This is a genomic window from Lentzea sokolovensis (assembly GCF_033949975.1).
Classification (GTDB): domain Bacteria; phylum Actinomycetota; class Actinomycetes; order Mycobacteriales; family Pseudonocardiaceae; genus Lentzea; species Lentzea sokolovensis.
In genome coordinates this window covers 314,615-339,365 of the sequence record NZ_JAXAVU010000011.1, presented here as the reverse complement: position 1 = coordinate 339,365, position 24,751 = coordinate 314,615, and the positions used below count along the sequence as shown (strand labels likewise).

The window sequence follows — 24,751 nt, the reverse complement described above, 5'->3', positions numbered from 1 at the left end:
GGCTCAGATGCCGACGTAGTGCTCGGCGAAGAAGTTCTGGTGGGCGCGGCAGTCGCGCAGGCTGTGCAGCCGGGCGCGACGTAGAGCGCGGTGGAAGTCGTCGTCCTGGGTGTGGAGCAGATCGATCATCCAGCGCGAGAACTCCTGCGCCCGCCAGACGCGGGGCAGGCAGGTGCGCGAGTACGCGGCCAGCGGCCGTTCGTCGTCCCGGTGCAGGGCGGAGATCAGGGCGGAGGCCAGCACCTCGGCCTCCATGATCGCCAGGTTGGCGCCCTTGGCGGCGGACGGGCTGATCAGACTGGCCGCGTCACCGACGAGGAACAGCCTGTTGTGCTGGATCGGGTCCACGACCTCGGAACGCAGCCGGACGATCCGGCGTTCGATGATCGGGCCCTGCTTGAGCTGACCGAACTCGTCGGTGCGCATCCGGGTGTCCAGAGCGGCCCAGATCCGTTCGTCGGTCCAGGCCTCCGGGTCGTCGCCGGGAGGAACCTGGAGGTAGTACCGCGTCACCTCGGGGCTGCGCGCCATGTGGCCCGCGAAGCCGTCGTCGTGGATCGCGTAGGTGACCGCGGCCATGCTCTGCGGCGCCTCGGCGAGCACCGCGAGCCAGCTGACGCCGTGGTCCTGGGTGTAGCGCGAGCCTAAGTCCGCGGGGACGGCCTGGCGCGTGACGCCGTTGCTGCCGTCGCACCCGGCGAGGAACTGACCGGTGACAACACCTTCGCCCTGCTCGTCGCGGTAACGGATCGTCGCGGTACCGGAATCGACGCCGGTGACGGTGGCACCGAACCGGATCTCCCCGCCGCGGTCCAGGTACTCGGCGATCAGGTCGGTGACGAGGTCCTGCTGCGGGTAGACGGTGTGCACCTCGCCCTGACCGAGCGCCGCGTAGTCCAGCTCGAACTCCCCGTCCTCGCCCCGGAAAGCGCAGACGCCGTGCGATCGTCCTTTGTGGAGCATCCCGGCACCGAGTCCGTGCCGAACGAGGATCCGGGCGCTGTTCGGTCCCAGGAAGCCCGCTCTGGCCCTGGTCTGCGCCTGCTCACGGCTCGCCCGCTCGACGATGAGGGTGCCGATCCCCGCCGCACGCAACAAGTTGCCTAACACGAGCCCCGCCGGCCCCGCGCCCGCGATGAGCACGGTTGTGTGGTCGACCACGCCTACTGGTCCTCTCTCCGAATCGGCCCGCGTCCGCGGCGGGCCCGATTGCGCAGCACTGGACCTCAGCGGCCGGGGCGGGAGCCAGCGGCTCGCCGGAGATGATGATCATGATCACCTGATCGTGTCGGTGCGGGACCGACCTGAGCGGTTTGTAACGACTTCATCGGCCGTGCATGACTTCGTCGCCGCGATCCGGCATTCTGCGCAAATGGCAACCCGGCAGGCGAGCGACTTCGCCCACTTGGCCGCCGAGATCAAGCAGGCTGGCCTGCTCGCTCGGCGGCGTGGTTACTACTTCGCTCGAATCGGCGTGAACCTCGCCGTCTACGCGGCGGCGTGGGTGACGTTCGCCCTGCTCGGCGACTCCTGGTGGCAGCTCGCGGTGGCGGTCGTCCTGGCGGCGATGACCACGCAGCTCGCGTTCATCGGGCACGACGCGGGCCACAAGCAGATCTTCGCCACGAAGAAGTGGAACGAGATCACCGGCTACGTCCACAGCGGACTGGTCGGCGTCAGCTACGACTGGTGGGTCGGCAAGCACAACCGTCACCACGCCAACCCGAACCACGAGGACGAGGACCCGGACGTCGACATCACGGTGCTGGCGTTCACGCAGCGGCAGGGCGCGGACAAGCGCGGGGCGTTGCGGTGGATCGCCTCGCACCAGGCGGTGTTGTTCTTCCCGTTGCTGCTCCTCGAAGGCTTCGCGCTGCACTGGCACTCGATCCGGTACTCGGGCCGCGAGCGGTTCGTGATGATCGCGAACGTCGTGGTGTACCTCGGGGTCGTGTTCTGGGTGCTCTCGCCCGTGTACGCCATCGCGTTCATCCTCGTGCACCAGGCGTTGTGGGGCTTCTACATGGGTTGTTCCTTCGCCCCCAACCACAAGGGCATGCCGGTGCTGTCGGCGGGCCACTCGCTCGACTTCCTGCGCAAGCAGGTGCTGACCTCCCGCAACATCCGGGGCGGCTGGTTCACGGACATCCTGCTCGGCGGTCTGAACTACCAGATCGAGCACCACCTGTTCCCGAGCATGCCCCGGCCCGCGCTGAAGCACGCGCAGGTGATCGTCCACAACTTCTGCGAGCAGCGCGGCATTTCCTACGCGCAGTGCGGTTTGTTCCGCTCGTACGGGTACGTGCTGGAGCACCTCCACGAGGTCGCGGCACCGCTGCGGGCGAAGGTCGCGGCCTGACGGTTGTCCGAAAGCGGACAAAGGCTGACCAAAAGGCTCGCCTGACCAGCACGGCGCTGGTTTCCTCGGTTCAAGACCGAACTGGGGGAAGTTCCTATGCGCAAGACGTTATTTGGCGTGCTCACGGCAGGTGTGGCACTCACTCTGGTCGCTGCCGGACAGTCGGTGGCAGAGCCCGCACCGCAGCTCAGTCAGCCCGACCCGATGCTGGCGTTCCTGCCGGCGGAGGCGCAGGTCGACTGGGCCGCGGTGCACCGCAACCGCGAGTCCCGCAAGCAGTCGCGCGTGGCCGCGAAGAGCGCGGGCCAGCCGTTGGCGTACGGCGAGAAGGAGACCGGCCAGGGCGCCAACGACTCGCCCGCCCAGGCCGAGCACGTGACGGGGTTCGGCACCGGCAAGGGCAAGAACCCGAAGCTCTCGATCACCGGTGACCTCGCGGGTGACCCCACGATCCCCGTCGTCACTCCGTTCGCCGAGACCAACGACGCCATCCCGCTCGCGAGCGACACCGGCGTTCCGGCGCGCGGCAGGGCCCTGAAGACCAGCGGCACGATCGGCGACGGCCCGTACGGCACTGGCGGTGACGGCTCCGGTGACCACGACTTCTACAAGCTCACCGGTGGCGCCGAGTTCACGTTCGTCGTCGTCGAGACGGACACCCCGTCCGGCGACCTGGACACGCACCTCGCCGCGTACGACGCCACCGGGCAACTGCTGGTGCAGCAGGACAACCTCGCGGGCACCACCGACAGCAGGATCCAGGTCCCCGTCGGCGCCGGTCAGGACGTGTACGTCATGGTCGCCGCGGCCGGACCGGGCGCGATCCCGTCCGACCCGATGACGCCGGGCACCGGCAAGCGCGCGGGTACCGAGGGTGCCTACGACCTGACCATCTCGTCCGGTGACGGCCCGGCGGACAGGGACTTCTTCTCCGTCGATCTCAAGGCCGGCGACGTGCTCGGCGCGTCGGCGAAGGGCAAGGCGACCAGGGTCGTCATCAACGACCCCGCCGGACGTGAGGTCTTCGGCTCGTCGCAGGACTTCAGCTTCCTGTACGCCGAGAACTCCCCGCTGCCCGCCGGCGGCAACGCCGTCGCGGACTTCGTGGCGCCCAAGGACGGCCGCTACACGGTCGGCGTCGAGAACGGTGACGGCCGCTACGACGTCACGGTCGAGGCCTACCGTCCTGGCTCCGAGCTCAACCCGCGGCCCGACGTGCTGACGCTCTTCCTCGACTTCGACGGCGCGCGGGTCAACACCCGGATCTTCGGCAACGACCCGACGGCCGGCAACAAGGACCTCTCGCCGCTCAAGAAGTTCCTGCCAGGCTGGGGTCTCACCGCCGCCGACGAGAACGCCGTGATCGACGGCGTGGTCGCGACCGTGCGCGAGAACATCGAGAAGGACCTGGCCGCGAAGGGCACGAACAAGCGGTTCGCCGTGCGGATCCTGAACAGCCGCGACCACGCCGACCCGTGGGGGCAGCCCAACGTCAGCCGCGTGGTCGTCGGTGGCTCTATCGCCGAGTCCGGCATCCAGACCGTCGGCATCGCGCAGTCGATCGACGCGGGCAACTTCGGCAAGGAGGAGACCGCGCTGGTGCTGCTCGACATCCTCAGCGCACCGGCCGCCCAGTCGCGCACCTCGCTGAACGGGTACATCACCCCGGCCAGCGACAAGATCGCGTTCATCGGCAGGGCGATCGGCAACATCACCGCGCACGAGGCCGGTCACATGTCGGGCAGCTGGCACCAGGACCAGTTCAACGCGCTCGACGCCATCATGGACCAGGGCGGCAACCCGAAGGGCATGTTCGGCGTGGGCCCGGACGCCATCGGTGGCACCGCCGACGACATCGACGTCGACTTCCACGAGGACGTCCTCAACCCCAACGAGGGCTTCACCGGGGTCGAGGACTCGCTCAACCGCACCGCGTGGGCGTACGTCCGAGGCACCAACTGACGGTCCGATTCCCGCCAGACGACCGGAGCTGATTCCAGCAGGCTGATCTGCATGGGATCACTTGCAGGAAAAGCGGCTCTCGTCACCGGCGGGAGCCGCGGCATCGGAGCCGCGGTCGCCGAGAAGCTCACCGCTCTCGGCGCCCGCGTCGCCGTCACCTACCAGAACACCAAGCCGGACAACGGTTTCGCCATCCAGGCGGACAGTGCCGATCCGGACGCCGTGGTGGCGGCGGTCGACGAGACCGCCGTCCACTTCGGACGGTTCGACGTTCTCGTGAACAACGCGGCCGTCTTCCAGGTGGGAACGCTGGAGGAGCTCGGCCGTGACGAGTTCGACCACACGATGGCCGTGAACGTGCGCGCACCGTTCCTCGCGGCGCGTGCGGCGGTACGGCACATGCGTGAAGGCGGGCGAATCATCAGCATCGGCAGCAACGTCGCGGTGTACGCGCCGTTCCCCGGCTTCGCCCTGTACTCCGCCAGCAAGACCGCGCTGATCGGGATGACGAAGGGACTCGCTCGCGAGCTGGGACCGTTGGGCATCACGGCGAACGTGGTCAACCCCGGCCCCACGGACACCGACATGAACCCGGCCGACGGGCCGATGTCGGACACGATTCGCGGGCTGACCGCGTTGGGACGCTACGGAAAGCCGGCGGAGATCGCCGAGGTGGTGGCGGCTCTGGCTGGCGAGGCCGGTGCGTACGTCACCGGCGCCAGCATCAACGCAGACGGTGGCTTCACCGTCTGACGGGTACTACGCCCAGGTGACCGGCAGAGCGTGTACGCCGTAGATGTTCATGTCGGTCCTGAGCTTCACTTCCCCTGCCGGAACAGCGAGTTCCAGCGACGGGAAGCGGCGCAGCAGTCCCTCGAAGCCGGCCCGCATCTCGATGCGGGCGAGCTGCTGACCGAGGCACTGGTGGACGCCGTGCCCGAACGCGAGGTGACCACGGGCGTTGCGGTGCACGTCGAGCACGTCGGCGTGCTCGTAGCGCTCGGGGTCGTGGTTGCCGGCCAGCAGCGACAGGACGACCATCGAGCCCTCGCGGATCGTCTCGCCGAAGAACTCGATGTCCTCTGCCGCGTAACGGAAGAAGATGTCGGCGACCGCGAGGTAGCGCAGCAGTTCCTCGACGGCGTCGGGGATCAGCGCCGGGTCCGACCGCAGCGCCGCCAGCTGGTCCGGGTGCTCCAGCAACGCGAAAGTGCCCAGCGCCAGCATGTTCGCGGTCGTCTCGTGCCCGGCGAGCAGCAGCAGGAACGCCATCCCGGTCAGCTCTTCGAGGCTCAGGTCCTCGTCCTGGGCGAGATCGGACAGCAGGTCGTCGCCTGGTTCGGCGCGCTTGCTGCTGACGAGCTCGTACAGGTACGTGTTCATCGCCATGTACGCGGCCATCTTGTCCTCCAGGTTCACCTGCCTCTCCATGAACTTGGACGAGTTGTGCTGGAACGAGTCGCGGTCGTCGTACGGCACACCGAGGATCTCGCAGATCACCAGCGACGGCACCGGAAGCGCGAACTCCTTGACGAGGTCGACCGGCGGGGTGAGTGTCGCCAGCGCGTCCAGCTGTCGTTCGGTGATCTCGACGATGCCCTCTTCGAGCGCCTTCATCCGCTTGACGGTGAACGCGCCGGTCAGCTTGCGGCGCAACCGGGTGTGGTCCGGCGGGTCCATGCTGATGAACAGGCCCGGCGTCTGCGGGACCGGTTCGGTCATCTCCGGCATGCCCGGCGTCGGGAACGGCACGTGGATGATGCCGAGGTCCTGTCTGCTGCTGAACCTGGTGTCCGCCAAGGCCTGCCGGACGGCGTCGTAGCCGGTGACGAGCCAGCCCTCGTGGCCGTCGGGGAAGAGCATCGGGCTGACCGGGCGGCTCTCGCGGACCAGGGAGATCTTGCCGGGCGGGACGAACGGTGTGACGTCGCGTTCCATGGGAAGGCCGTGCAACATGATCGGTGATCTCCTTCAGCGGGTGGATTCGCGGTTGAAGAGCTTCTTGGACCAGAGGTAGCCGCCGATCCCGATGACGGCGCACCAGGTGAAGGCGATGTAGCCGCTGTTGCCGATCGGAGTGCCCATCAGCAAACCGCGCAGGGCGTCGATGAACGGGGTGAACGGCTGATACTCGGCGAACCAGCGCAGCACGGTCGGCATCGAGTCGGTGGGCACGAAACCGTTGCCGAAGAACGGAAGCAGGATCAGCGGCAGGCCGACGTTGCTCGACGACTCGACGGACTTGCTGGCGAGGCCCAGCGCAGCGGACAGCCAGATCATCGCGAACGACATGGAGATCAGCAGACCTGCCAGCGCGAGCCAGCCGAGAGCGCTCGCCTGCGGCCGGAACCCGATCGCGACCGCGACACCGAAGACGAACGTCATGGCGAGAACCGTCTGCACGAGGCTGCCGACGACGTGTCCCGTCAGGACGGACACCCTGGCGATCTTCATGGTGCGGAAGCGGTCCACGATGCCCTCGGTCATGTCCATCGCGATCGAGATGCTCGTGCCCTGCACCGCGGCCGTGATCGACATCAGGATGATCGTCGGCGTGACGTAGTTGAGGTACTCGCCCCGCCCGCCGCTCGGTCCGCCGAGCCCGGCGCCCAGTGTGCCGCCGAAGACGTAGACGAACAGCAGCAGGAACACGACCGGCATGATCAGGAGCTGGAACGTCAGGGACGGGTAGCGGATCATCCTCGTGAGGTTGCGGCGCACCATCGTCGCCGAGTCGGTCAGAACGTAACTCATTGCTGGACCACCGTTTCGGGCTTGCCGGTGAGGGCGAGGAAGACGTCGTCGAGGTCGGGCGTGTGGGTGCTGAGCGAGTCGACCAGCACCGAGTTCTCGTCCAGGCGGTCGAGCAACGCCTTGAGCGAGCGGACGCTGCCGTCGCTGGGCACGCGCAGGGCGAGCGACTCACCGTCACGGGAGGCGTCGCGCACGATCCGCGTCGCGGCCTCGAGGTGCAGGAGATCGGTGAACTGCAACAGGACGTGGCCACCGGGGATGCGGCGCTTGAGCTCGTCCGCGGTGCCCTCGGCGACGATCTTCCCGTGGTCCAGCACCGCGATCCGGTCGGCGAGCTCGTCGGCCTCCTCCAGGTACTGGGTCGTCAGGAAGATCGTGACGCCGCTCGCCACCAGTTCCCGCACGATCTGCCACATCGTGCGGCGGCTGCGCGGGTCGAGGCCCGTGGTCGGCTCGTCCAGGAAGATCACCTGCGGCGACCCGACCAGCGTCATCGCGAGGTCGAGCCGGCGCCGCATGCCGCCGGAGTAGGTGGCCGCGGACTTGTCGGCCGCGTCCACGAGGTCGAACTGCTCCAGCAACTGCTCGGCCTTGCGCTTGCCGTCCACCTTGCCCAGGTGGTGCAGGTCGGCCATCAGCTTCAGGTTCTCGCGGCCGGTCATCAGGTTGTCGACGGCGGAGAACTGGCCGGTGACGCCGATCGCGCCGCGAACGGCGTCCGGGTCGCTCGCCACGTCGTGACCGGCGACCGACGCGCTGCCGCCGTGGGCGCCGATCAACGTGGAGAGGATCTTGACGGTGGTGGTCTTGCCGGCGCCGTTCGCGCCGAGCAACGAGAAGACGGTGCCGCGCTGGACGTTCAGGTCGACGCCCTTCAGCACTTCGGTGTCGCCGTAGGACCGGCGCAGGCCGGTCGCCTTGATCGCGTTCATGGAGTTCCCCTCAGCTGCGGCGGACGGAGATGTCGCCGAAGGACGTGTGGGCGGTGACCTTGACGGTCTGGGTGGAGTTGCCGGGGCCGTCGCTCACGTCGAGCGTGTTGGTGACGCGGCCGAACGAGGTCTTGGCGTCGATCCACGCGGCGGTGCCCTGGGCGATCCCGATCTCGATGCCGCCCATCGCGGTGTTCAGCGTGACGGTGTCGCTGACGACCTCGGCGACCTCGATGGACCCCATCGCGGTCCTGGCCTCCACCAACGCCGCGGCGCGTTCGACGTTGATGTCGCCGTTGGCCGAACGGGCCTTCAGCTCGCCCTCGACCGTGCCGACGTCGATGTGACCGTTGGAGTTCTTGACGACCAACGCGCCGTCGACCCTGCCGACGCGGATGTGACCGCTGCCGGTCTTGACCTCGGCGTCACCCGTGACCGCGCCGATCTTGACCTGGCCGGCGCCGGTGTCGGCCTTCAGTCGGCCGGTGCGGTCGAGGTGGATGTTGCCCGCGGACAGGTCCGCGTCGGTCTCGCCGAGCACCCCGGTGGTGCGGATGCTGCCCGCCGTCACGTCGAGGTCCACTTTGGACCCGGTGGGCAGCTCGATCACGATGTCGACCGACCTGGTCTTCTTGGAGAAGTCGAACGTTCGCTTCGGCCCGCGCACGATCAGCGTGCCGTCGGCGTAGTCGACCCTGGTCTTCTGCGCGGCCTCGACGTCCGAGGAGTCGGACGAGTCGGAGGGCCGCAGGTCGACCGCGGTGGTGGTGCGGTCGGTCGCCACGATCTGGACGTGGCCCGCGTAGACGTCGAGCAGCACGGAAATCGGTTCTGGCGTTTCGTAAGAAGGCATGGCTGTCCCCTCAGAAGGTGTCGGTGGAACATCCCCGCAGGTCGGGGCGAAGTGGTGCCGGACGGGTGTTAGCGGACCCAGCCGATGAGGCGCTGCGAGCCGGTGAGGCTGTTCGCGATCGTTTCCTCGGTGGTGGGGCGCTTCGGGCTCAGCTGCGCGGACGCGGCGCGCACGAGCCACGCGTTGACCGAACGCCCCTCCTTGGCCGCGGCCTCGTCGATCGCGGCCTTGAGCGGTTCGGGCAGGCGGACGTTGATGCGCACGGTGGTGCCGTCGTCGAAGCCGGCCGCCACGTCCTCTGCGGGCGCCGCGGGAGTGGGCTCCGGCGGGACGGCCGCCTGCTCCTGCGCCCGGCGCGTCACGACGAACTTCGGGTCACGGCCTCGCAGCAGCACCTGCACCGAGTCCGGTGCCAGGTCCGCGGTGATCTCGTCGGCGGCGGCGGACAGCGCCTCCAGCAGCGCCAGCCGGATCGCCGACTCCATCGTCACGGTCAACCGCTCGACCAGCGCGCTCGCTTCGTCGCCGCCTGTTTCGACGGCGGTCAGCAGCTCGCGGCCGAGGGAAGCCACATACGGGGTCAGATCCATGGCACCACTATGGCACACGGTGGCACCACCAGCAAGCAATTCTGGCTCAGCTTGGCATCATTCTGGCTCACCGCAGGTCAGAGGCTATGCACCCAGGACATCGGCGAACGCGGCCAGCGTCGGCGCGCCCTTCTGCCGGTCCAGCACCGCGAAGACGACGTGGTCGAAGAAGCGGTTGTCGCGCAGCGCGAGCGCGAAGATCTGCGCGACGGTGGCGGGGTCGTTGCCGAAGACGCCGCAACCCCAGGCGCCCAGCACGAGCCTGCGGTGCCCGTGCGACGCGGCGACGTGCAGCACGCGGATGGTGCGCCGCAGCAATGCGAGCGGGACGCCGTCGGCCCGGTCGGGCTGGTTCTGCAGGATCGCCGTGAGGTTGGGTGCCGCGGCGGTGAGGAACGAGACCTCGAACGGTGCCGGCAGCAGGTTCCCGTCGTCGTCGCGGAACACCGGCACGCGCGGCGAGTAGATCACGCGGTCGCTGTAGGTCAGGTCGTCGTGCGCGCGGTGGTGGTCGTAGAAGTCACCGGCGGCGCGCAGGCTCAGGTAGAGCGCCGACGCGCGGGCGATGCTCTCCTCCTGCGCCTCGCGGCCGTTCAGGAATCCGCCGCCGGGCTTGCGGGCCGAGGCGAAGACCAGCCCCGCGACGTCACCACCGAGCCGGCGCGCGGCGTCCAAAGTGGACTCGTTGGTGACCTCGATCCGCGTACCGGGAGTCTCCGAGGGCAGCGACAGCACCTCGTCCGGCAGGTGGAGCCGGGTTCCCTCGACCGCGGGCGCGACGGCGATCGGGACGTCGCCCGCGCCGGCGGAGTAGGAGCCGCGCTCCGAGATGGCGACGGTGTCGTGGGCGATCGCGCGCAACCTGCTGCTCATGATGCCCACGAGTCTGACCGCCTTCCCCCGGCACGCCAAGCGGTTATGTCCGGGCGTAGACCTCGGCGACCGCGCCGAACGCGGCCTTGGGCTCCCAGGTGCCGTCCTCGTAGACCTTCACGATGCCGGGACTGGCCAGGTCGAAGTCGCGACCCGGGTCGTCCGGCCGATGCAGGTAGGTGCCGAGAGCGAACATGTACACGAACGCGCCGTCGACCCCCTCGGCCTCGAAGGTCTCCAGCACCTCGCGCAGGTACGTGGCCTGCTCGGCCTCGTCGCGGACGTACCCGTCCTTCACCCGCACCGGCAGCCCGGCCTCGTCGAGTTCGAGGATCTCCATGCTGCGCGGCGCCACAGCCCCCGAACCGTGCCAGGCTGCCGTGCCGAACCCCGTGATGGCGACCGGCTTTCCCTGCGCCACCACGTTCCTGATGCTCGCGGCGTACACATCGGCGACATCGGCGGACCGGATCAGCTCGAACGACTTGATGTCGAACAGGTCCCAGTCGGGGTTCTCGAACGGGATGCAGGCGTAGGTGAGCCGGCCGTGGAAGTGTTCCCGCACCACCGCGACCGCCTGAGCGAGGAACTCGTTGAGCCTCGTGCCGACCTCCTGCATCCGTTGCGGCTGCCCCAACAACTGCGTCAACCGCTGCAGGACGTCGTCACCGGGCATGAAGCCGGAGTTCATGATGCTGAGCTCGACGCCCGTCACGAACACGACCTCGGCACCGGTGAGCCGGATCCGCTCGGCCCGCCGGGCGCAGTCGGTGAACAGGTCCAGGATCTCGGCGGGCGTCAGTTCGAGCGGATAGGGCGAGAACCAGATCTCCAGCCCCAGCGCGGCGGCGATCTCCGCGGCCCGTTCGAGCCGTTCCGGATCACCCCCGACGAGGTGGACGGCGTTGCAGTGCAGGTCGTCCCTGATGACGGTCAGGTCCTGCCTGACCACGTCCAGGTCGAACCGCTCCAGCGAGATCTCTCCGTGGCGCACGAAACCGGTGTCGTACGCGATGCCTTTGGCGCGCATGACACCGAGACTAGAAGACAAAAGTGCGTGCACGCAAGTTTGCGGGAACGCAGTTACGACGGCCAGACGAGCAGCACCGGGCAGGGCGCGTGGTCGACGACGAACCGGGTCGCCGGGCCGAGGCTGCGCGGGCCGACGTGGCTGACGTCGCCGTCGCGGCAGAGGACCAACAGTGACGCTTCCTGAGCAGCCGCAACGACTTCGTGCTCGACACGTCCGACGCGGGCCTCCTTCGCACACGGAAGACCCAGGCGTTCCGCGGCCGCGTCCAGGAGTTGCGCGGCGTGGCTCGCGGCGAGGTCGTCCAGGCGGGTGCCGGGGTCGCGCGCGGGATGCCCGCGGCCGAACAGCCCGGCGAACGCCCCGTGCGCCGCGCCCGGCACGTCGTGGTCGCTGACGTGCAGCAACAGGAAGTCGCCCGAGTGCGCGCGGGCCGCGTCGACGCAGTCCTGCCAGGTGTCGCCGGCGATCCACACGACCACCGTCATGGTCATCCTCCGATCACGTGCAGGGACGCCCACAGTGCCACGACGGCGCCGATCAGGGTGGCAGGCACGGCGAGCAGGCCGAGCTTCGTGAACTCCGGCAGGTTCACCTCGGTGTCGTGGTCGTGCACGATCCGCCGCCACAGCAACGTGGCGAGCGACCCGGCGTAGGTGAGGTTCGGACCGAGGTTCACGCCCAGCAGCACCGCCAGCACCACTCCCGGCCCCATCGGCGCGACCAGCGGCAACAGCACGAGCACCGCGGGCAGGTTGTTGATCACGTTGGCGAGCACGGCGGCGACCGCGGCCACCCCGAGCAACGCCCACAGGCTGGTGCCGCCGGGAATCGCGAGCCGCAGGACGTCGTCCAGCCCGTTGTCGACCACCGCCCGCACCACGATGCCCAGCCCGAGCACGAACGCCAGGAACGGCAGGGATGCCGCCCGGACCACCTTGACCACGGTCGTGCGCTTCTTCGCGAGCGCCCGCACCGCCATGACGAGCGCGCCGGCACAGGCCGCCCACGCCGGGTCGATCCCGGTGGCCGACGCGACCACGAACCCGACCAGCGTGCACCCGACGGTGGCCAGCGCGAACACCGGCAACTCCTGCGGCGCCTGCACCACCGGCGCGTGCGCGGGCGCGTCGAGTTCGGTGCGGAAGAACCGCCGGAACACCACGTATTCGGCGACGATCGCCACGATCCACGGCAACGCCATCAGCGCCGCGAACCGCGTGAAGCTCAGCCCGCTCGACGCGAACGCCAGCAGGTTCGTCAGGTTCGACACCGGCAGCAGCAGCGACGCGCTGTTGGACAGGTGCGTGCACGCGTAGACGTGCGGCTTCGGCCGGACGCCCAGCTGTGCGGCCGTCGCGAACACCACCGGCGTCAGAAGCACGACCGTCGCATCCAGACTCAGCACCGCCGTCGTCACCGAAGCCGTGACGAACACCCCGCCCAGCAACGTCTTCGGCTTGCCGCCGGACGCCCGCGCCATCCAGGTGCCGCACGCCTGGAACAGTCCCTCGTCGTCGCAGAGCTGCGCGAGCACGAGGATCGCGGCCAGGAACCCGATGACGGGTCCCAGCCGTTCCGCCTCGTCCACCACGTGCTCGAACGGCAGCGCCCCGGCGAGCACGACGAGCACCGCCGCCGGCACCGCCACCGCCGCCTCCGGCCAGCCCCACGGTCGGACGACCGCGCAGACCAGCACAGCGACCAGCAACAACACCGACAGCGCCAGCACGGGATCCTCCTGCGCCGGCGGGCCCCGGCTCTACCTCATCTTGGCCGCCGCCGACTTTATGGCCTGCCGGATGCGGAAGTAGGTGCCACACCGGCAGACGTTCGCGATCCGGTCGATGTCCTCGTCCGAAATCTCCTTCTTCGTCCGGAGCAACGCCGCCGCGGCCATGATCTGGCCCGGCTGGCAGTAGCCGCACTGCGCGACGTCCTGCTCCAGCCACGCCTCCTGGACCGGGTGCAGGTCGTCACCGGACGCCAGTCCCTCGATCGTGGTCACCGACTGCCCGGCGCACTCGGCCACCGGCGTCACGCACGGCTGGATCTCCGCGCCGTTGAGGTGGGACGTGCAGGCGCGGCAGACGCCGATGCCGCAGCCGAACTTGGGGCCGCGCACGCCGAGCTTGTCGCGCAGCACCCAGAGCAGAGCCATGTCGGCGGGAGCGTCGACGGTGACCGGCTTCCCGTTGACGATCATGGTGTAAGTAGGCACAGGGGACGCTCCTTCAGCGCGGGAACGGCTCGAAGTCGACCGGGAAGATGATCGGGAAGCTGCGCGGCACCACGCCGGTCGCCCGCGCGTAGGCGTTGGCGATCGCGCCGACCGCGGCCGGCACGCCCAGTTCGCCCGCGCCGCCCGGTTCCCCGGTCGCCGGCATCACGAAGATCCGCACGTCCTTCGGGGCGTCCTTCTGCCGGGCGTAGTGGAACTGCGAGTACGAACCCTCCAGCGGCAGGCCCTTGTCGATGTGCAGACCGGCGCGCAACGTGGTGGAGATGGCGTCGGTCAGACCGCCGAGGATCTGCGCTTCGAGGCCGCGCGGGTTGATCGGGCGGCCGACGTCGACCGCGATCATCGCCTTGACCACACGCGGGTTCTGCGGGTCGCGAGCGTCGATCTCGACCAGGCACGCGGTGCAGGACTTGTACTCGTCGTGGAAACCGACGCCCTGCGCGAAACCCTTCGGCATCGCGCGGCCCCAGTCGCCTTCCGCGACGACCTTGTCGAGCACGGCACGCTGGCGCGCGGTCTTGAGGTACTCGCGGCGGAACGCGACGGGGTCCTTGCCCATCTTCTTCGCGAGCTGGTCGACCAGGATCTCTTCCGCGCCACGGGTGTTCGCGGAGTAGACCGACCGCCACGAGCCGGTGTGCATGCGCAGCGGCACCTCGTTGAGCAGCGAGGTCACCACGCCGAAGTTGTACGGCACCTTGCAGGTCGTGAGGAACACCGTCTGCGCGAACGACAGGTTGCCCGCGACCGGCAGCGACGCGGCGGTGGCGGTGAGGATCTCGCCGAGGCCGTGCCGGAAGTCGGTCTCGACCGAGGCGACGCGGTGCTCGAACGTCAGCACGTTGCCCAGCGCGAACGTCGCCCGCAGCTTGTGGTGGCTGGCGGCACGAGCACGGCCGTGCCGCATGTCGTCCTTGCGGTCCCACATGAGCTTCACCGGGCGCCGCAACGCCTTCGAGATCTGCGCGGCCTCCATCGCGGCGTCGAAGAACAGCCTGCGCCCGAACGAGCCGCCGCCCTGCATCACGTGGACGGTGACCGCGGACTCGGGCAGTCCGATGGCGGCCGCGATGGTCTGCCGCGCCACGATCGGCGATTTCAGCCCCGCCCAGATCTCCGCCCGGTCGTCACGGACGTCCGCGATCGCCGAGTTCGTCTCCATCGGCGCGTGGCTGACGAACGCGAAGTCGAACTCCATGTCCACGTGCTGGGTCAGCAGCGGCGGCACGACGAACGGCAGCGCGGCCGCCTGCAGCTTCGCCCGGATCTCCTTGTCCGACAACGCGTCGATCGTGCCGGCGTTCCAGGTCACCTTCAGCGCGTCCCGGGCGGCCATGGCCTGGCCGAAGGTCTCGGCGACCACCGCGACGCCCGTCGGCACGACCCCGATCGCGAGCACACCGGGCATCGCCTTCGCCACCGTGGAGTCGACCGACTTCACCGAGCCGTTGATCGTCGGCGGCCTGCGCACGACCGTCGGCATGGCACCCGGCACGTCCTGGTCGAGCGTGTACTTGAACTGCCCGGTGACCATCGCACGGGCGTCGATGCGCGACTGCGGCGTGCCGATGATCCGGTGTTCCGAAGCCGGTTTCGGTTGTGCGGCGAAGACTCCGGTCAGCTGTGCCGCCGCCGAGGTGAGCAGCCCGTAGACGATGGGACGCCCGTCCGGCAGGATCACCGCGCCATCTCTTGTGGACAGTCGGTCGACCGCGACGCCGTGCTGCTTCGACGCCGCCGCGAGCAGCCTGGCCCGTGCGGCCGCCGCCGCCTGACGGACCGGGCCGTACACCGACCGCATCGTGTTCGAGCCGCCGGTGAGCTGGTTCATCAGCAGCTCTGGCCGTGCGTCGGCGAGCGTGACGCGGACCTGGTCCAGCGACAGGTCGAGTTCCTCCGCGACGAGCATCGCGCACGCCGTGGTGATGCCCTGGCCGACCTCGGCGCGGGGCAGGTCGAGTGTGACGACGCCGTCCTCGCCGACGCTGAGCACGGCGAGCGCGCCCGCGGTCGGAGTACCGGCCAGAATCAGAACGTCGCCGAGATCCAGGATCTCGGCCGGTTGCGGCAGCGTCGGGATGACGGCCTCGGCCGTGCCGGGAACAGCGACGGTGAGCACCGGCGCCGCGACCAGGAACGTGAGGAACTGCCGCCGGCGCACGGGGACCCGGGTTTCGGGGACCGGGACTTCGTTGTCACAGGTCATGTACTCGTCAACGACATCTGCCGGACCGGGGTACGCCTGTCAGCCGAACGGGTGGGGGCTGGCCGGAGGATCACCGTAACTGCGTCTTCACCGGGGACGATCTGCCGTACATGAGACGATTAGCAGTACTGCTGCTGGCACTTGTCCTGGTCTCTCCCACTCCTGCCCTCGCGGCGGACGGCCCGATGGCGATGATCTTCTCGCCCACCGCGGAGGCCTCCGCCCCGCTGAACGAGCCGCTGCTCGTGATCGGCGGTGCCGTCAACGGCGAGTCGGGCGGCATCACCGAGGTCGACTTCTCCACCGACAACGGCACCAACTGGACCTCCGTCGACGCGCACGGCGAGCGGTGGTCGGTCCTGCTCTTCCCGTCCGTCCCCGGCCCGCTGACGATCCTGGCCCGCGCCCACACCGCGTCCACGACCGGACCGGTCACCGCGTGGCGCACCATCCACGTCGGCGGCACGACGGTTCCCGCACTCACCCACGAGACCTCGCTGATGCTGCACGACACGTACAGCCCAACGGTCAACGATCCCGACGAGCAGGCCGTCGAACTCGGCCTGCGCACCCAGGTCGACCGTCCGGGCTCGATCACGGCCGTGATCATCAAGCGCGGCAACTACACCGGCCCGGTGACCGCGCGGATCTGGTCCGACGGCACGCTGCTGGCCGAGCAGGAGGCACCTGGCGCCGCCCACAGCCAGCGGATCACCTTCAGCACACCGGTTCCCGTGGTGGCGGGCACCGAGTACGTCGTCTCGTACGTCACGCCGTCAGGTGGCTACAAGGCAACGGAGAACTACTTCGTCGGCAACCTCGTCCAGACGCCGTTCAAGATCCCGGTGAACGCCGGCGTGTACAGCTACGACGGCAGTTTCCCGACGGACAGCTGGTATGCCAGCAACTACGGGATCGAGCCTGTCTTCAGGCCGTGACCACCCGGCGCTTCAGCACGGTCTCGGTGCCGCCGGTCGCGTCGAGCAACCTGATCAACGCACGCTTGACCGCGTCGTCGCCGTGCACGTCCAACTCGCCGCGGAGCCGGCGGCTGTCCTCGACCAGCCGCCGGCCTCGGTCGGTGAGCCCCGCGCGCTTGATTCGGCTGTCGGTGCGGTCCGGCTCCCGCGTGACGTAGCCGAGGCGTTCCAGTTCGAGCAGCTGCTTCGAAGCGGCCTGCTGGGTGACGCCGAGCAGCTCGCCGAGTTCGGACACCGTCGGCGCGCCTTCGATCAGGTGCTGGATCACGTACCCGTGCGACACCCGGACGCCCTCGTGCCCGATCTCGTGCAGCCGCTTGAGAATCGCGTCGTTCGCGGAACTGCCCGCCAGGTAGGCGAGGGTCGCGAGGTCGATGTCCATCAGGTCCACACCGGGCATGATGGCATTGACAACCACGGTTGTACAACTACGGTTGTGGACATGGACCCTGTTGCCGCCGCCACCTCACTGCACCGCGCACTCGAAGCCGGGGAGTCCGGTTCCGCGCTGCGCCGCCACTTCACCGCCGACGCGGTGACCGTCGAACGCCCGAACCTGATCAAGCCGAACGGCGCGCGGACGCCGTTGGCCGAGATGCTCGCGAACTCCGAGAAGGGAGTCGGCCTGCTGGCGAGCCAGAAGTACGACGTGCACTCGGCGTTGGTCTCCGGCGACACCGCGATCCTGCGCCTGACCTGGACCGGCGTGCTGCGGGACGGCAGACAGCTCGTCGCGCACATCGCACAGTTCGTGGACACGCGCAACGGGCTGATCAGCGCTGTCGAGACGTTCGACTGCTACGAACCATTCTGAGTTCCTCCCCCTGCCACCGCCGACGCAGCAACCGGTCGTGCGATGCCACGACGACCGCGCCGGGATAGTGCTGCAGCGCGGCTTCCAGCTCCTCCACCAGCGCGAGCGACAGGTGGTTCGTCGGCTCGTCCAGGAGCAGCACGTCCTGCTCCTGGTTCAGCAACCGGGCGAGCGCGAGCCGGCGCCGTTGCCCGATCGACAACGCGCCCACCGGCGTCGCGAAGTCCTCCCGGCGCAACAGACCCAGCGCTTCGAGCTCGTCCGCGCTCCCGCCGAACGCTTGCAGCACCGTCTGATTCGGTTCGCGCACCACGGTTTCCTGTGGCAGGTAGCCGATCACGCCGTTGCGGGTGACCTCCCCGGTGTCGATGACACCCGCCAGGACGTCGAGCAACGTCGACTTGCCGGCGCCGTTCGGTCCTGTCACCAGCAACCGTTGCCCGGCCTCGACTTTCAGCTCCCCGAACTCGAGAACCGTGCCCTCGCGCACCGCCGCGGTGAGCGGAGCGTTGAGGCGCAACGGTTCCGGCGGTTTCGGCACCGGTTCGGCGCGCAGCCGCTCCAGCCGTTCGGACGCGCTGCGCACCCGCGTCCTGATCGACGCCTGCACGCGGCGGCCGTCGCCGTTGTACTTGCACTTGTTGTGGTCCCGGATCGGTCGCGCCGGCGCGACGCGGTGTGCCGTCGTGCCGCGCCACTCGGTCCAGTGGCCGATCTCGCCGGCCCACTCCGCGTAGGCCTGTTCCCACCGCTGCCGCGCCGCCCTCTTCCCGGCGACGTAGCCCGCGTAACCGTTGCCGTAGCGGGTGATCGTCCGGTTCTCGACCTCGACGATCGCCGTGGTCACCCGTTCCAGCAGCAACCGGTCGTGCGTGACCACGACCAGCGTGCCCTTGTGCCGCTTGAGTTCGCTCTCCAGCCAGGCGAGCGCCTGGTCGTCGAGGTGGTTGGTGGGTTCGTCGAGCAGCAGCAGTTCCGGTTCGGCCGACAACACGCCGGCGAGCGCCAGCCTGGCCCGCTCCCCGCCGGACAACGTGCCGAGCCTGCGCTCGCGGCCGACGTCACCGATGCCCAGAGCGGACATGGCGGCCTCGACCCGTGCGTCGGCCGAGTAGCCGTCACGCAGTTCGAACGCCGTGAGCAGATCGCCGAGCTCGTCGAGCTTCTCCTGCGCAGCGGCTGCTGTGATCTGCTGCTCCAGCAGGCGAATCTCCACGAGAGCGGCATCGATCGCGTCGCCGGCGGTCGCGTTCTCCGGCAGGTCGAGCACCTGCCCGAGACAGCCGATGCCCTGCGCCATCACGGTGATCTCACCGTCGTCCGGCACGTCCTGCCCGGCGATCAGCCGCAGCAGCGTCGACTTGCCGGAGCCGTTCTCGCCGACCACACCGAGCTTCTCGCCCGGCCGCACCGTCAGGGAGATGTCGTCGAGCACGCGCTTGTACGCGTAGTTCCTGGTGACTTTCTTGATCGTCAACTGAGCTGACATGAGGGACCCCCACACCGCCGAAGGAAATCGGGCACGGATGCGCTGGAAGCGGGGTCAGTAGATCACCTAACTGATGTTGCCATACACCGTACGAGGCCGCAACCACATACCGCCCGCATACCCGGCCCCGTTTGCATCTCCCCTGATCACCGACGAAGGGAGACCGGCGATGTCCGGCGAAACGCAGTACAGCCGCCGTGCGATCGGCAAGCTGGCGGCAGGCGCCCTCGCGGCGGCGGGCATGGCGTCGCTGCCGGGCCAGGCATCGGCCGCGCCGCACTACCGCGCGCACGGCCCGTTGCTCACCGACGGCTACCAGACGTGGATCGACGCGATCAACAACCAGGGGGCCAACCTCGCCAAGGTCGTGACCGGCTGGGGCATGCCGGGTCCCGGCCCGTGGCAGAACTTCCCCGACCACGTCTGGACCGCGGCGGGTGCGACGAACTTCCTGATCGTCCGCACTGTCACCGGCGACACCGACAGGATGATCGACCCCAACCAGGCCGTCGCCGAGATCCGCGACTCGCGCTTCTTCGAGTTCAAGAAGATCCGCTCGGGCGCCGACAAGTGCATCATCGAACTCGGCAACGAGCCGAACATCCGCGTCGCCGACCCGTGGGCGTACGGCTACAACCTGAGCGTCACGATCGACCGCATCCGGGAAACCTTCCCCGGCGCCAAGATCTGCGGCACCGCCCTCTCGCCGAACAAGACCACTAACCCGGACACCTGGTACGGCAACCCGAACTTCGTCGACGCCATCAAGAAGTGCGACTTCGTCGGCGTCCACTTCTACAGCAACGCCGACGACGGCAACTTCGCCGCGCAGGGCGGCTGGAACGAGCTGACGTACGCCGAGACCCTGTCGCGGTGCGCCTCCAAGTGGCCGGGCAAGCCCGTGATCGCGACCGAGTACTCGATGCGGACCACCCGGCTCACCCCGTACCAGAAGGGCTACAAGTACGGGAACTTCCTGCACTTCGACGACTCGGTCGCCACCAGCCTCTGGGGCGCCTGCTACTACCACGTGCAGACCAACCCCGGCGGCATCGACTTCCACGAGAACGTCGGCTCCGAGGGTGCCCGCGGCTACCGCAAGCGCCTGAGCGAAGGCGGCCTCTGACCTCCTCCCCAGGTAGACTGGCAGAGCATCTACCTGGGGGTTTGAGTGCAACGGAACGTGCGCACGATCGACGACGTGATGGCGTTGCTGGACGGGTTGTTCGCGCCGGAAGCCGACCGCTGGACCGCTCAGGCGGGCGACTGGTGGGACGGCTTCTACGCGGACCGCACGCGCGAGGTCCCGTTCTTCGTGGCCAAGCCGGACGAGAACCTGGCCGGTTACCTGGAACGCGGCCTGATCAGTCCGGGCAGGGCGCTCGACGTCGGCTGCGGACCCGGTCGCAACGCCCTCTTCCTGGCACGCAACGGGTTCCAGGTCGACGCCGTGGACATCTCGGCCACCGCCATCAGGTGGGCCGCCGAACGAGCCGAAGGCCTCGACGTCCGGTTCCGGCACGGCGACGCGTTCACGACCGAGGGCTCGTACGACCTGGTCTACGACTCGGGCTGCTTCCACCACCTGCCACCGCACCGCCGCATCGGCTATCTCGCACTGCTCGACCGCGTGCTCAGGCCCGGCGGCCACTTCGCCCTCACCTGCTTCACCGCGGACGAGGGCACCGCCACGCCGGACGCGGAGCTGTACCGGCAGTCCGGCCTGTCCGGCGGGGTCGGCTACTCCCCGGACGACCTGCGCTGGATCTTCCAGGACCTCACCGAGGTCGAACTGCGCCGCATGAAGGAGGAGTCTCCGGACTCCCGCGCGTTCGGCAAGTCGTTCCTGTGGACGGCGCTGTTCCGCAAGTAAGTGCAGCGAACGGACGCGGGCGTCCGGCAGGCGGAAAAGTCGGTGGTCGCCACCTGCGAAAGTAGGGTCAACGCCCTGCTCCAGTAGGTGATCCAGCGCACAAAACCGGCAGTATCGTCACCCGCGTGACACGGGCCGGAGAGCTGGCGCTGGCGCTGCTCGTGGCAGCGCTGGGGATCGGGCGCGAGTTCGCGCTGCCCGCGCCGTCCCATCTCGTGGCCGCCGGAACGACGTTCTACGTCACGGTCCACCTGCTCGCGGCGGCGGCGTTGTGGTGGCGGCGCACCCACCCCGTCGCCTCCGGCTCGGCAATCGCTTTCCTCACGCTCCTCACCCCGACCTTCGCCTCGGTCGTGTCCGCCTACTCGATCACCGCCCACACCACGAGGCACCGTTGGCTGGTGGTCCTCCACGCCCTCGCCTGGCTGGCCGGCTCCGCGATGTGGACGTTTCCGGACGGACTCGTCGGCCCCTGCCTGATCGCGGTCGCCGGGCTGACCGGCCTCCACCTCGGCGAGCGGCGCCGGTTCGTGGAGGCGCTCGCCGAACGGGAACGTGAACTGATGGCCGAGCACGCGCGCGCCGACGAACGCACCAGGCTCGCCGCCGAGATGCACGACGTCGTCACGCACCGGCTGAACCTGATGGTGCTGCACGCCGGCGCGTTGCGCATGGCCGCCAAGGACGACGAGGTGCGCAAAGCCGCCGAGGAACTGCGTGCGGCCGGCTGTCACTCGTTGGCCGAACTGCGCGACCTCGTCGGCGTGCTGCGGGCCGGACGTGCCGCGCGCATCCCGGACGTGCTGCCCGACCGGCTCTCCCGCCTCGTCGCCGACTCCGCCGCCGCCGGCCTGGAGATCACCCTGACCGAGCACGGCGACGCCGACACCATCTCGCCCGCCATGCGCCGCACGATGTACCGGGTGGTCCAGGAGTCGCTGACCAACGTCCACAAGCACGCTCCCGGCGCCCACACCGAGATCACCATCCACTGTGGACCGAGCAGCGTCCGCGCGGTCATCCGCAACACCAGGCCGGCCGCGGTCCCAGCCCTGGTGCTACCCGGCACCGGCAACGGTCTGCTCGGCCTGCGCGGCCGCGTCGAGATGGTCGGCGGCACCCTCACGGCGGGCCCGACCGACGACGGCGGCTTCGAGGTCGACGCCGTCCTGCCCGCGTTCGTGCCGACCTGACCTCACTCGTCGGAGGCGCGGACCGCCCTGCAGGCCAGGTGGACCGCGAGCCGCTCGTCCGGGTTCAGCAGGCTGACGCCGAGCAGCTGTTCGGCCCGGTTGATCCGCTGCGCCACCGTGTTGCGGTGCACCTTCAACCGCACGGCCGCCGACGACGTCACCGACTCCTCGTCCAGGTAGATGGCGAGGGTGCGCAGCAGTTGCCCGTCCTCCACGCCCGCCAGCGGTTCCAGCAGGCGCGCGGCCTGCTCGACCAGTGCCGGCGTCTCGGCCGCCATCGACAACAGCCGCCGCACGCCCAGTTCGTCGATGTGCACGACCCTCGCCGCCCCGGTCATCGCCGCGGCCTCGCGCGCCTCGGCCAGCGACCTGCCCACACCGGAGACGCCGTGGTGCGGGCGCCCGATGCCGGCGACGAGCGTGCAGCCGCCCAGCACCTGGGCGATCTTCGCGGCCAGCTCGCGGTGCTGCGACTGCGGCGGCTCGGAGTCGTTGGTGAGCCAGAACGACCAGCCCTCGGCGCCCTCTACCAGCTGGCCGTGCAGGCCGCGGCGGGACAGCTCGACGCGCAGCCGTTCGGTGTTGGCGGTGTCGAGCGCGTCCGGCGCGGGCGGGTTCGGCGCCATGTGGACGCCGGTGTGCCAGCCGTCGAGCCGCCACCCGGCGAGCACGGCCTGCTGCACGAGCTGCGGCGGTACGTCGTCGCCGGAGGCGAGCAGTTCGGACAGCAGTGAGCCGCGGGAACGGGCGCGGCGCTCGGTTTCGAGGCGTTCGGCGGCGACCCAGTTGCCGAGCGCCCACGAGGCGACCTGGCTGATCTGCAGGACGGTCTCGGCCCAGCGCTTGTTGCTGCCGCGGGCGTGCGAGACGAGCCACAGGTGCACGTGCCCGGTCCGGTCGGTCTCCACCGGCACGGCCACGGCGAAGCCCTCGGTCAACTCGACGGTGGTGGCGACGGAGCCGGACAGCAGGTCCGGTGGCAGGCCGGGCGGGGAGACGCCCTCGATCGCGGTGCCGTCCGCGCTGATCACCGCGCACGTCACGTGCAGCTCGCCGGACAGGATCGTGATCACCGAACGCGGATCGGGCCTGCTGCGCCCCAGGCGCGCGGTGACGGCGTTGAGCAGGCGGGCCGCCGCGACCTCGGGCCGCCGCACGGCCGTGCGCAACGCGTCCGCGACCAGCAGAGGGTCGTCCGCGTCGATCTGCAGCAGCGGCACGCCGAGCCGGTTCGCGAACGAGATCGTGGCGGTGGACGGAGCCTGGTAGGAGCCGGTCGACGGCCGCACCAGCACGACGGCCCGCACGTCCGCGCTGTAGGCCCGGCGCAACGCCACCTCGACGAGGTACGGCTGGTGCCCGGTCAGGATCACCAGGTCGCCCGCCGAGCACGCCTCGACGGCCGTCATGTCCGCCGCCAGCCGCACGTCCGCGACCTCGGTGCCGACGCCGCGCTGGCCCGCCAGCAGGGTCGCGTCGCCGAGCACGCCGATCTCCAGCAGATCGCGCACGGTCAGGGAGTCGGCGTCGTCGATCACTCGGCGTTCCGGAAAGGCACGTAGTCGAGGTCGTAGCCGAACGCCCGCGGGTCGACCCTGCCGAGCATCTCTCCTCGCACCCATTGCGGCGGTGATGGGAGCGCTACCACGTCCACGACCGCGCCGAATCTGAGTCGTTCGGTGGACAGCGGGTGGCCGGTCTCGGCGTCCAGGCAGCACAGCAGATCAGGCGTCGTCACGAGAGGCTCGCCGTCCGCGAGCGCGACGAGGTACTCACCCTGCATCTCCAGGCGCACGTACGCATCGTCGGCGTCCAGCCGCCGCAGCGCCACCGTTCCGCGTGGAAAGTCCCCGACCGACTCCCGCCACACCTCGACGACTTTTCCCCGCGTGACAAGGAAACCGCCGGACTCCTCGGCTCTCTTCTCGACAGACACCGTGTGCTGCGACCAGATCCCGCCCAGTTTCAGGGCACGGGCGAGTGAGCCCGTTATGCCCGCTTTGACCGCGTCCGCGAGCTTCAGCGGCTTCGCGACCATCATCGCCCAGCCGCCGAAGTCGACCATGACGGTGCGCGCGAGCTTCTCGATGCCGGTCGAGTCGAGCACCGCGCGGTTGCCACTGGGTTCGGTGATGGCCAACGGGGTCGTGGGCAGGCCGGCGGCGTCGTAGGTCGTCTGGTCGACCCGCGGGAACGCTCTCCCCATCCCGTCCACGTCGACGTACGGCAACCCCAGCCGTGCGGCCAGGATCAGCGGCAACAGGCCGTTGCACCCGCCGATCTCCCACCCGATGACGGCCGTCACGGGCGTGGAGTCCTGCGCCTGCAAGGCTTTCAGGGCTTCCTCTGCCTCCAGGCCCGACGGCAGCTTCTCGATCATCACGGTCGGCGCGCCGATCAGCCCGACCCGCGCCCCGTAGCCGTCCGGATCGGCCTCCTCCGGCGACAGCACCGTGACCGGTCCGCTCTGGCGCATCTCGTGCCGCAGCATCGCGGCGAACGCGTGGGTCTCCTGCTCGCCGCCCCCGCCTCCGCTGCCGAGCACGACCACGCCCAGGGCGAGCTGGTCCACCTCGTCGGGCCGGAGCAGGTGCATGCGCG

General features: G+C 69.4%; 24 protein-coding genes. 8 read left to right on the top strand and 16 right to left on the bottom strand.

What is annotated here, in order from left to right:
* Positions 1 to 3 precede the first annotated feature (3 nt).
* Positions 4 to 1,161 carry a 4-hydroxybenzoate 3-monooxygenase gene (locus tag SK854_RS28485; RefSeq protein ID WP_319978180.1) on the bottom strand — a complete coding sequence of 386 codons (1,158 nt, stop codon included), beginning with the start codon at positions 1,159 to 1,161 and terminating at the stop codon, positions 4 to 6.
* Positions 1,162 to 1,372: 211 nt separating this feature from the next.
* Between SK854_RS28485 and SK854_RS28480 the strand changes: the two genes are divergently transcribed.
* From SK854_RS28480 to SK854_RS28470, 3 genes are all read left to right on the top strand, one after another.
* Positions 1,373 to 2,359, top strand: coding sequence for a fatty acid desaturase family protein (locus SK854_RS28480; RefSeq protein WP_319978179.1), 987 nt, complete (start codon positions 1,373 to 1,375; stop codon positions 2,357 to 2,359).
* 117 nt (positions 2,360 to 2,476) lie between these two features.
* Entirely contained in the window at positions 2,477 to 4,321 is a 1,845-nt protein-coding gene (locus SK854_RS28475; RefSeq protein ID WP_319978178.1) for a hypothetical protein, read from the top strand.
* Between the two features lie 51 nt (positions 4,322 to 4,372).
* Positions 4,373 to 5,074, top strand: a complete 702-nt coding sequence (locus tag SK854_RS28470; RefSeq protein ID WP_319978177.1) for an SDR family oxidoreductase — start codon at positions 4,373 to 4,375, stop codon at positions 5,072 to 5,074.
* A 6-nt stretch (positions 5,075 to 5,080) separates the two neighbouring features.
* Here the strand turns inward: SK854_RS28470 and SK854_RS28465 are convergent, their stop codons facing one another.
* The 11 genes from SK854_RS28465 to SK854_RS28415 all read right to left on the bottom strand — a co-directional run bounded on the left by SK854_RS28465 (position 5,081) and on the right by SK854_RS28415 (position 15,801).
* Positions 5,081 to 6,277 (bottom strand): cytochrome P450, encoded by a 1,197-nt coding sequence (locus SK854_RS28465; protein WP_319978176.1) that lies wholly within the window; start codon positions 6,275 to 6,277, stop codon positions 5,081 to 5,083.
* A 15-nt stretch (positions 6,278 to 6,292) separates the two neighbouring features.
* Positions 6,293 to 7,075: an ABC transporter permease gene (locus SK854_RS28460; RefSeq protein WP_319978174.1), complete on the bottom strand. Its 783-nt coding sequence runs from the start codon at positions 7,073 to 7,075 to the stop codon at positions 6,293 to 6,295.
* Complete coding sequence (locus SK854_RS28455; protein ID WP_319978173.1) at positions 7,072 to 8,007, bottom strand: ATP-binding cassette domain-containing protein; 936 nt, start codon at positions 8,005 to 8,007, stop codon at positions 7,072 to 7,074. Before SK854_RS28455 ends, SK854_RS28460 begins: the two co-directional genes overlap by 4 nt.
* Before the next feature lie 10 nt (positions 8,008 to 8,017).
* Positions 8,018 to 8,860 (bottom strand): DUF4097 family beta strand repeat-containing protein, encoded by an 843-nt coding sequence (locus SK854_RS28450; RefSeq protein ID WP_319978172.1) that lies wholly within the window; start codon positions 8,858 to 8,860, stop codon positions 8,018 to 8,020.
* Between the two features lie 68 nt (positions 8,861 to 8,928).
* The gene (locus SK854_RS28445; protein WP_319978171.1) at positions 8,929 to 9,450 is read right to left on the bottom strand and encodes a ribbon-helix-helix protein, CopG family; all 522 of its coding nucleotides are present in this window, start codon (positions 9,448 to 9,450) and stop codon (positions 8,929 to 8,931) included.
* 84 nt (positions 9,451 to 9,534) lie between these two features.
* Complete coding sequence (locus SK854_RS28440; protein WP_319978170.1) at positions 9,535 to 10,323, bottom strand: TIGR02452 family protein; 789 nt, start codon at positions 10,321 to 10,323, stop codon at positions 9,535 to 9,537.
* A gap of 43 nt (positions 10,324 to 10,366) precedes the next feature.
* A complete protein-coding gene (locus SK854_RS28435; RefSeq protein ID WP_319978169.1) occupies positions 10,367 to 11,353 on the bottom strand; it encodes a hypothetical protein in 987 nt (328 codons plus the stop codon).
* A 53-nt stretch (positions 11,354 to 11,406) separates the two neighbouring features.
* Positions 11,407 to 11,841 carry a universal stress protein gene (locus SK854_RS28430; RefSeq protein WP_319978168.1) on the bottom strand — a complete coding sequence of 145 codons (435 nt, stop codon included), beginning with the start codon at positions 11,839 to 11,841 and terminating at the stop codon, positions 11,407 to 11,409.
* 2 nt (positions 11,842 to 11,843) lie between these two features.
* Positions 11,844 to 13,085 carry an SLC13 family permease gene (locus SK854_RS28425; RefSeq protein WP_319978167.1) on the bottom strand — a complete coding sequence of 414 codons (1,242 nt, stop codon included), beginning with the start codon at positions 13,083 to 13,085 and terminating at the stop codon, positions 11,844 to 11,846.
* 30 nt (positions 13,086 to 13,115) lie between these two features.
* A complete protein-coding gene (locus SK854_RS28420; protein ID WP_319978166.1) occupies positions 13,116 to 13,574 on the bottom strand; it encodes a (2Fe-2S)-binding protein in 459 nt (152 codons plus the stop codon).
* Positions 13,575 to 13,587: 13 nt separating this feature from the next.
* Positions 13,588 to 15,801 carry a xanthine dehydrogenase family protein molybdopterin-binding subunit gene (locus SK854_RS28415; RefSeq protein WP_319978165.1) on the bottom strand — a complete coding sequence of 738 codons (2,214 nt, stop codon included), beginning with the start codon at positions 15,799 to 15,801 and terminating at the stop codon, positions 13,588 to 13,590.
* Positions 15,802 to 15,911: 110 nt separating this feature from the next.
* Between SK854_RS28415 and SK854_RS28410 the strand changes: the two genes are divergently transcribed.
* Positions 15,912 to 16,739 (top strand): DUF4082 domain-containing protein, encoded by an 828-nt coding sequence (locus tag SK854_RS28410; RefSeq protein WP_319978164.1) that lies wholly within the window; start codon positions 15,912 to 15,914, stop codon positions 16,737 to 16,739.
* Here SK854_RS28410 and SK854_RS28405 read toward each other — a convergent pair.
* Positions 16,729 to 17,181, bottom strand: a complete 453-nt coding sequence (locus tag SK854_RS28405) for a MarR family winged helix-turn-helix transcriptional regulator (RefSeq protein ID WP_319978163.1) — start codon at positions 17,179 to 17,181, stop codon at positions 16,729 to 16,731. The genes SK854_RS28410 and SK854_RS28405 overlap by 11 nt on opposite strands.
* 42 nt (positions 17,182 to 17,223) lie before the next feature.
* Here SK854_RS28405 and SK854_RS28400 point away from each other — a divergent pair, with 42 nt between their 5' ends.
* Positions 17,224 to 17,595, top strand: a complete 372-nt coding sequence (locus SK854_RS28400; protein ID WP_319978162.1) for a nuclear transport factor 2 family protein — start codon at positions 17,224 to 17,226, stop codon at positions 17,593 to 17,595.
* On the opposite strand, the gene SK854_RS28395 is transcribed toward SK854_RS28400, so the two are convergent.
* A complete protein-coding gene (locus SK854_RS28395) occupies positions 17,555 to 19,084 on the bottom strand; it encodes an ABC-F family ATP-binding cassette domain-containing protein (protein ID WP_319978161.1) in 1,530 nt (509 codons plus the stop codon). The two genes, SK854_RS28400 and SK854_RS28395, sit on opposite strands and share 41 nt — an antisense overlap.
* Before the next feature lie 169 nt (positions 19,085 to 19,253).
* Between SK854_RS28395 and SK854_RS28390 the strand changes: the two genes are divergently transcribed.
* The 3 genes from SK854_RS28390 to SK854_RS28380 all read left to right on the top strand — a co-directional run bounded on the left by SK854_RS28390 (position 19,254) and on the right by SK854_RS28380 (position 22,150).
* Entirely contained in the window at positions 19,254 to 20,210 is a 957-nt protein-coding gene (locus tag SK854_RS28390; protein ID WP_319978160.1) for a glycoside hydrolase family protein, read from the top strand.
* Between the two features lie 57 nt (positions 20,211 to 20,267).
* Positions 20,268 to 20,957: a class I SAM-dependent methyltransferase gene (locus SK854_RS28385; RefSeq protein WP_319978159.1), complete on the top strand. Its 690-nt coding sequence runs from the start codon at positions 20,268 to 20,270 to the stop codon at positions 20,955 to 20,957.
* Between the two features lie 125 nt (positions 20,958 to 21,082).
* Complete coding sequence (locus SK854_RS28380; protein WP_319978158.1) at positions 21,083 to 22,150, top strand: sensor histidine kinase; 1,068 nt, start codon at positions 21,083 to 21,085, stop codon at positions 22,148 to 22,150.
* Between the two features lie 2 nt (positions 22,151 to 22,152).
* Here the strand turns inward: SK854_RS28380 and SK854_RS28375 are convergent, their stop codons facing one another.
* Together SK854_RS28375 and SK854_RS28370 are read right to left on the bottom strand one after the other, a co-directional pair.
* Positions 22,153 to 23,688 (bottom strand): helix-turn-helix domain-containing protein, encoded by a 1,536-nt coding sequence (locus SK854_RS28375; protein WP_319978157.1) that lies wholly within the window; start codon positions 23,686 to 23,688, stop codon positions 22,153 to 22,155.
* A complete protein-coding gene (locus SK854_RS28370; protein WP_319978156.1) occupies positions 23,685 to 24,746 on the bottom strand; it encodes a DUF917 domain-containing protein in 1,062 nt (353 codons plus the stop codon). The genes SK854_RS28375 and SK854_RS28370 overlap by 4 nt, the downstream gene beginning before the upstream one ends.
* Positions 24,747 to 24,751 lie beyond the last annotated feature (5 nt).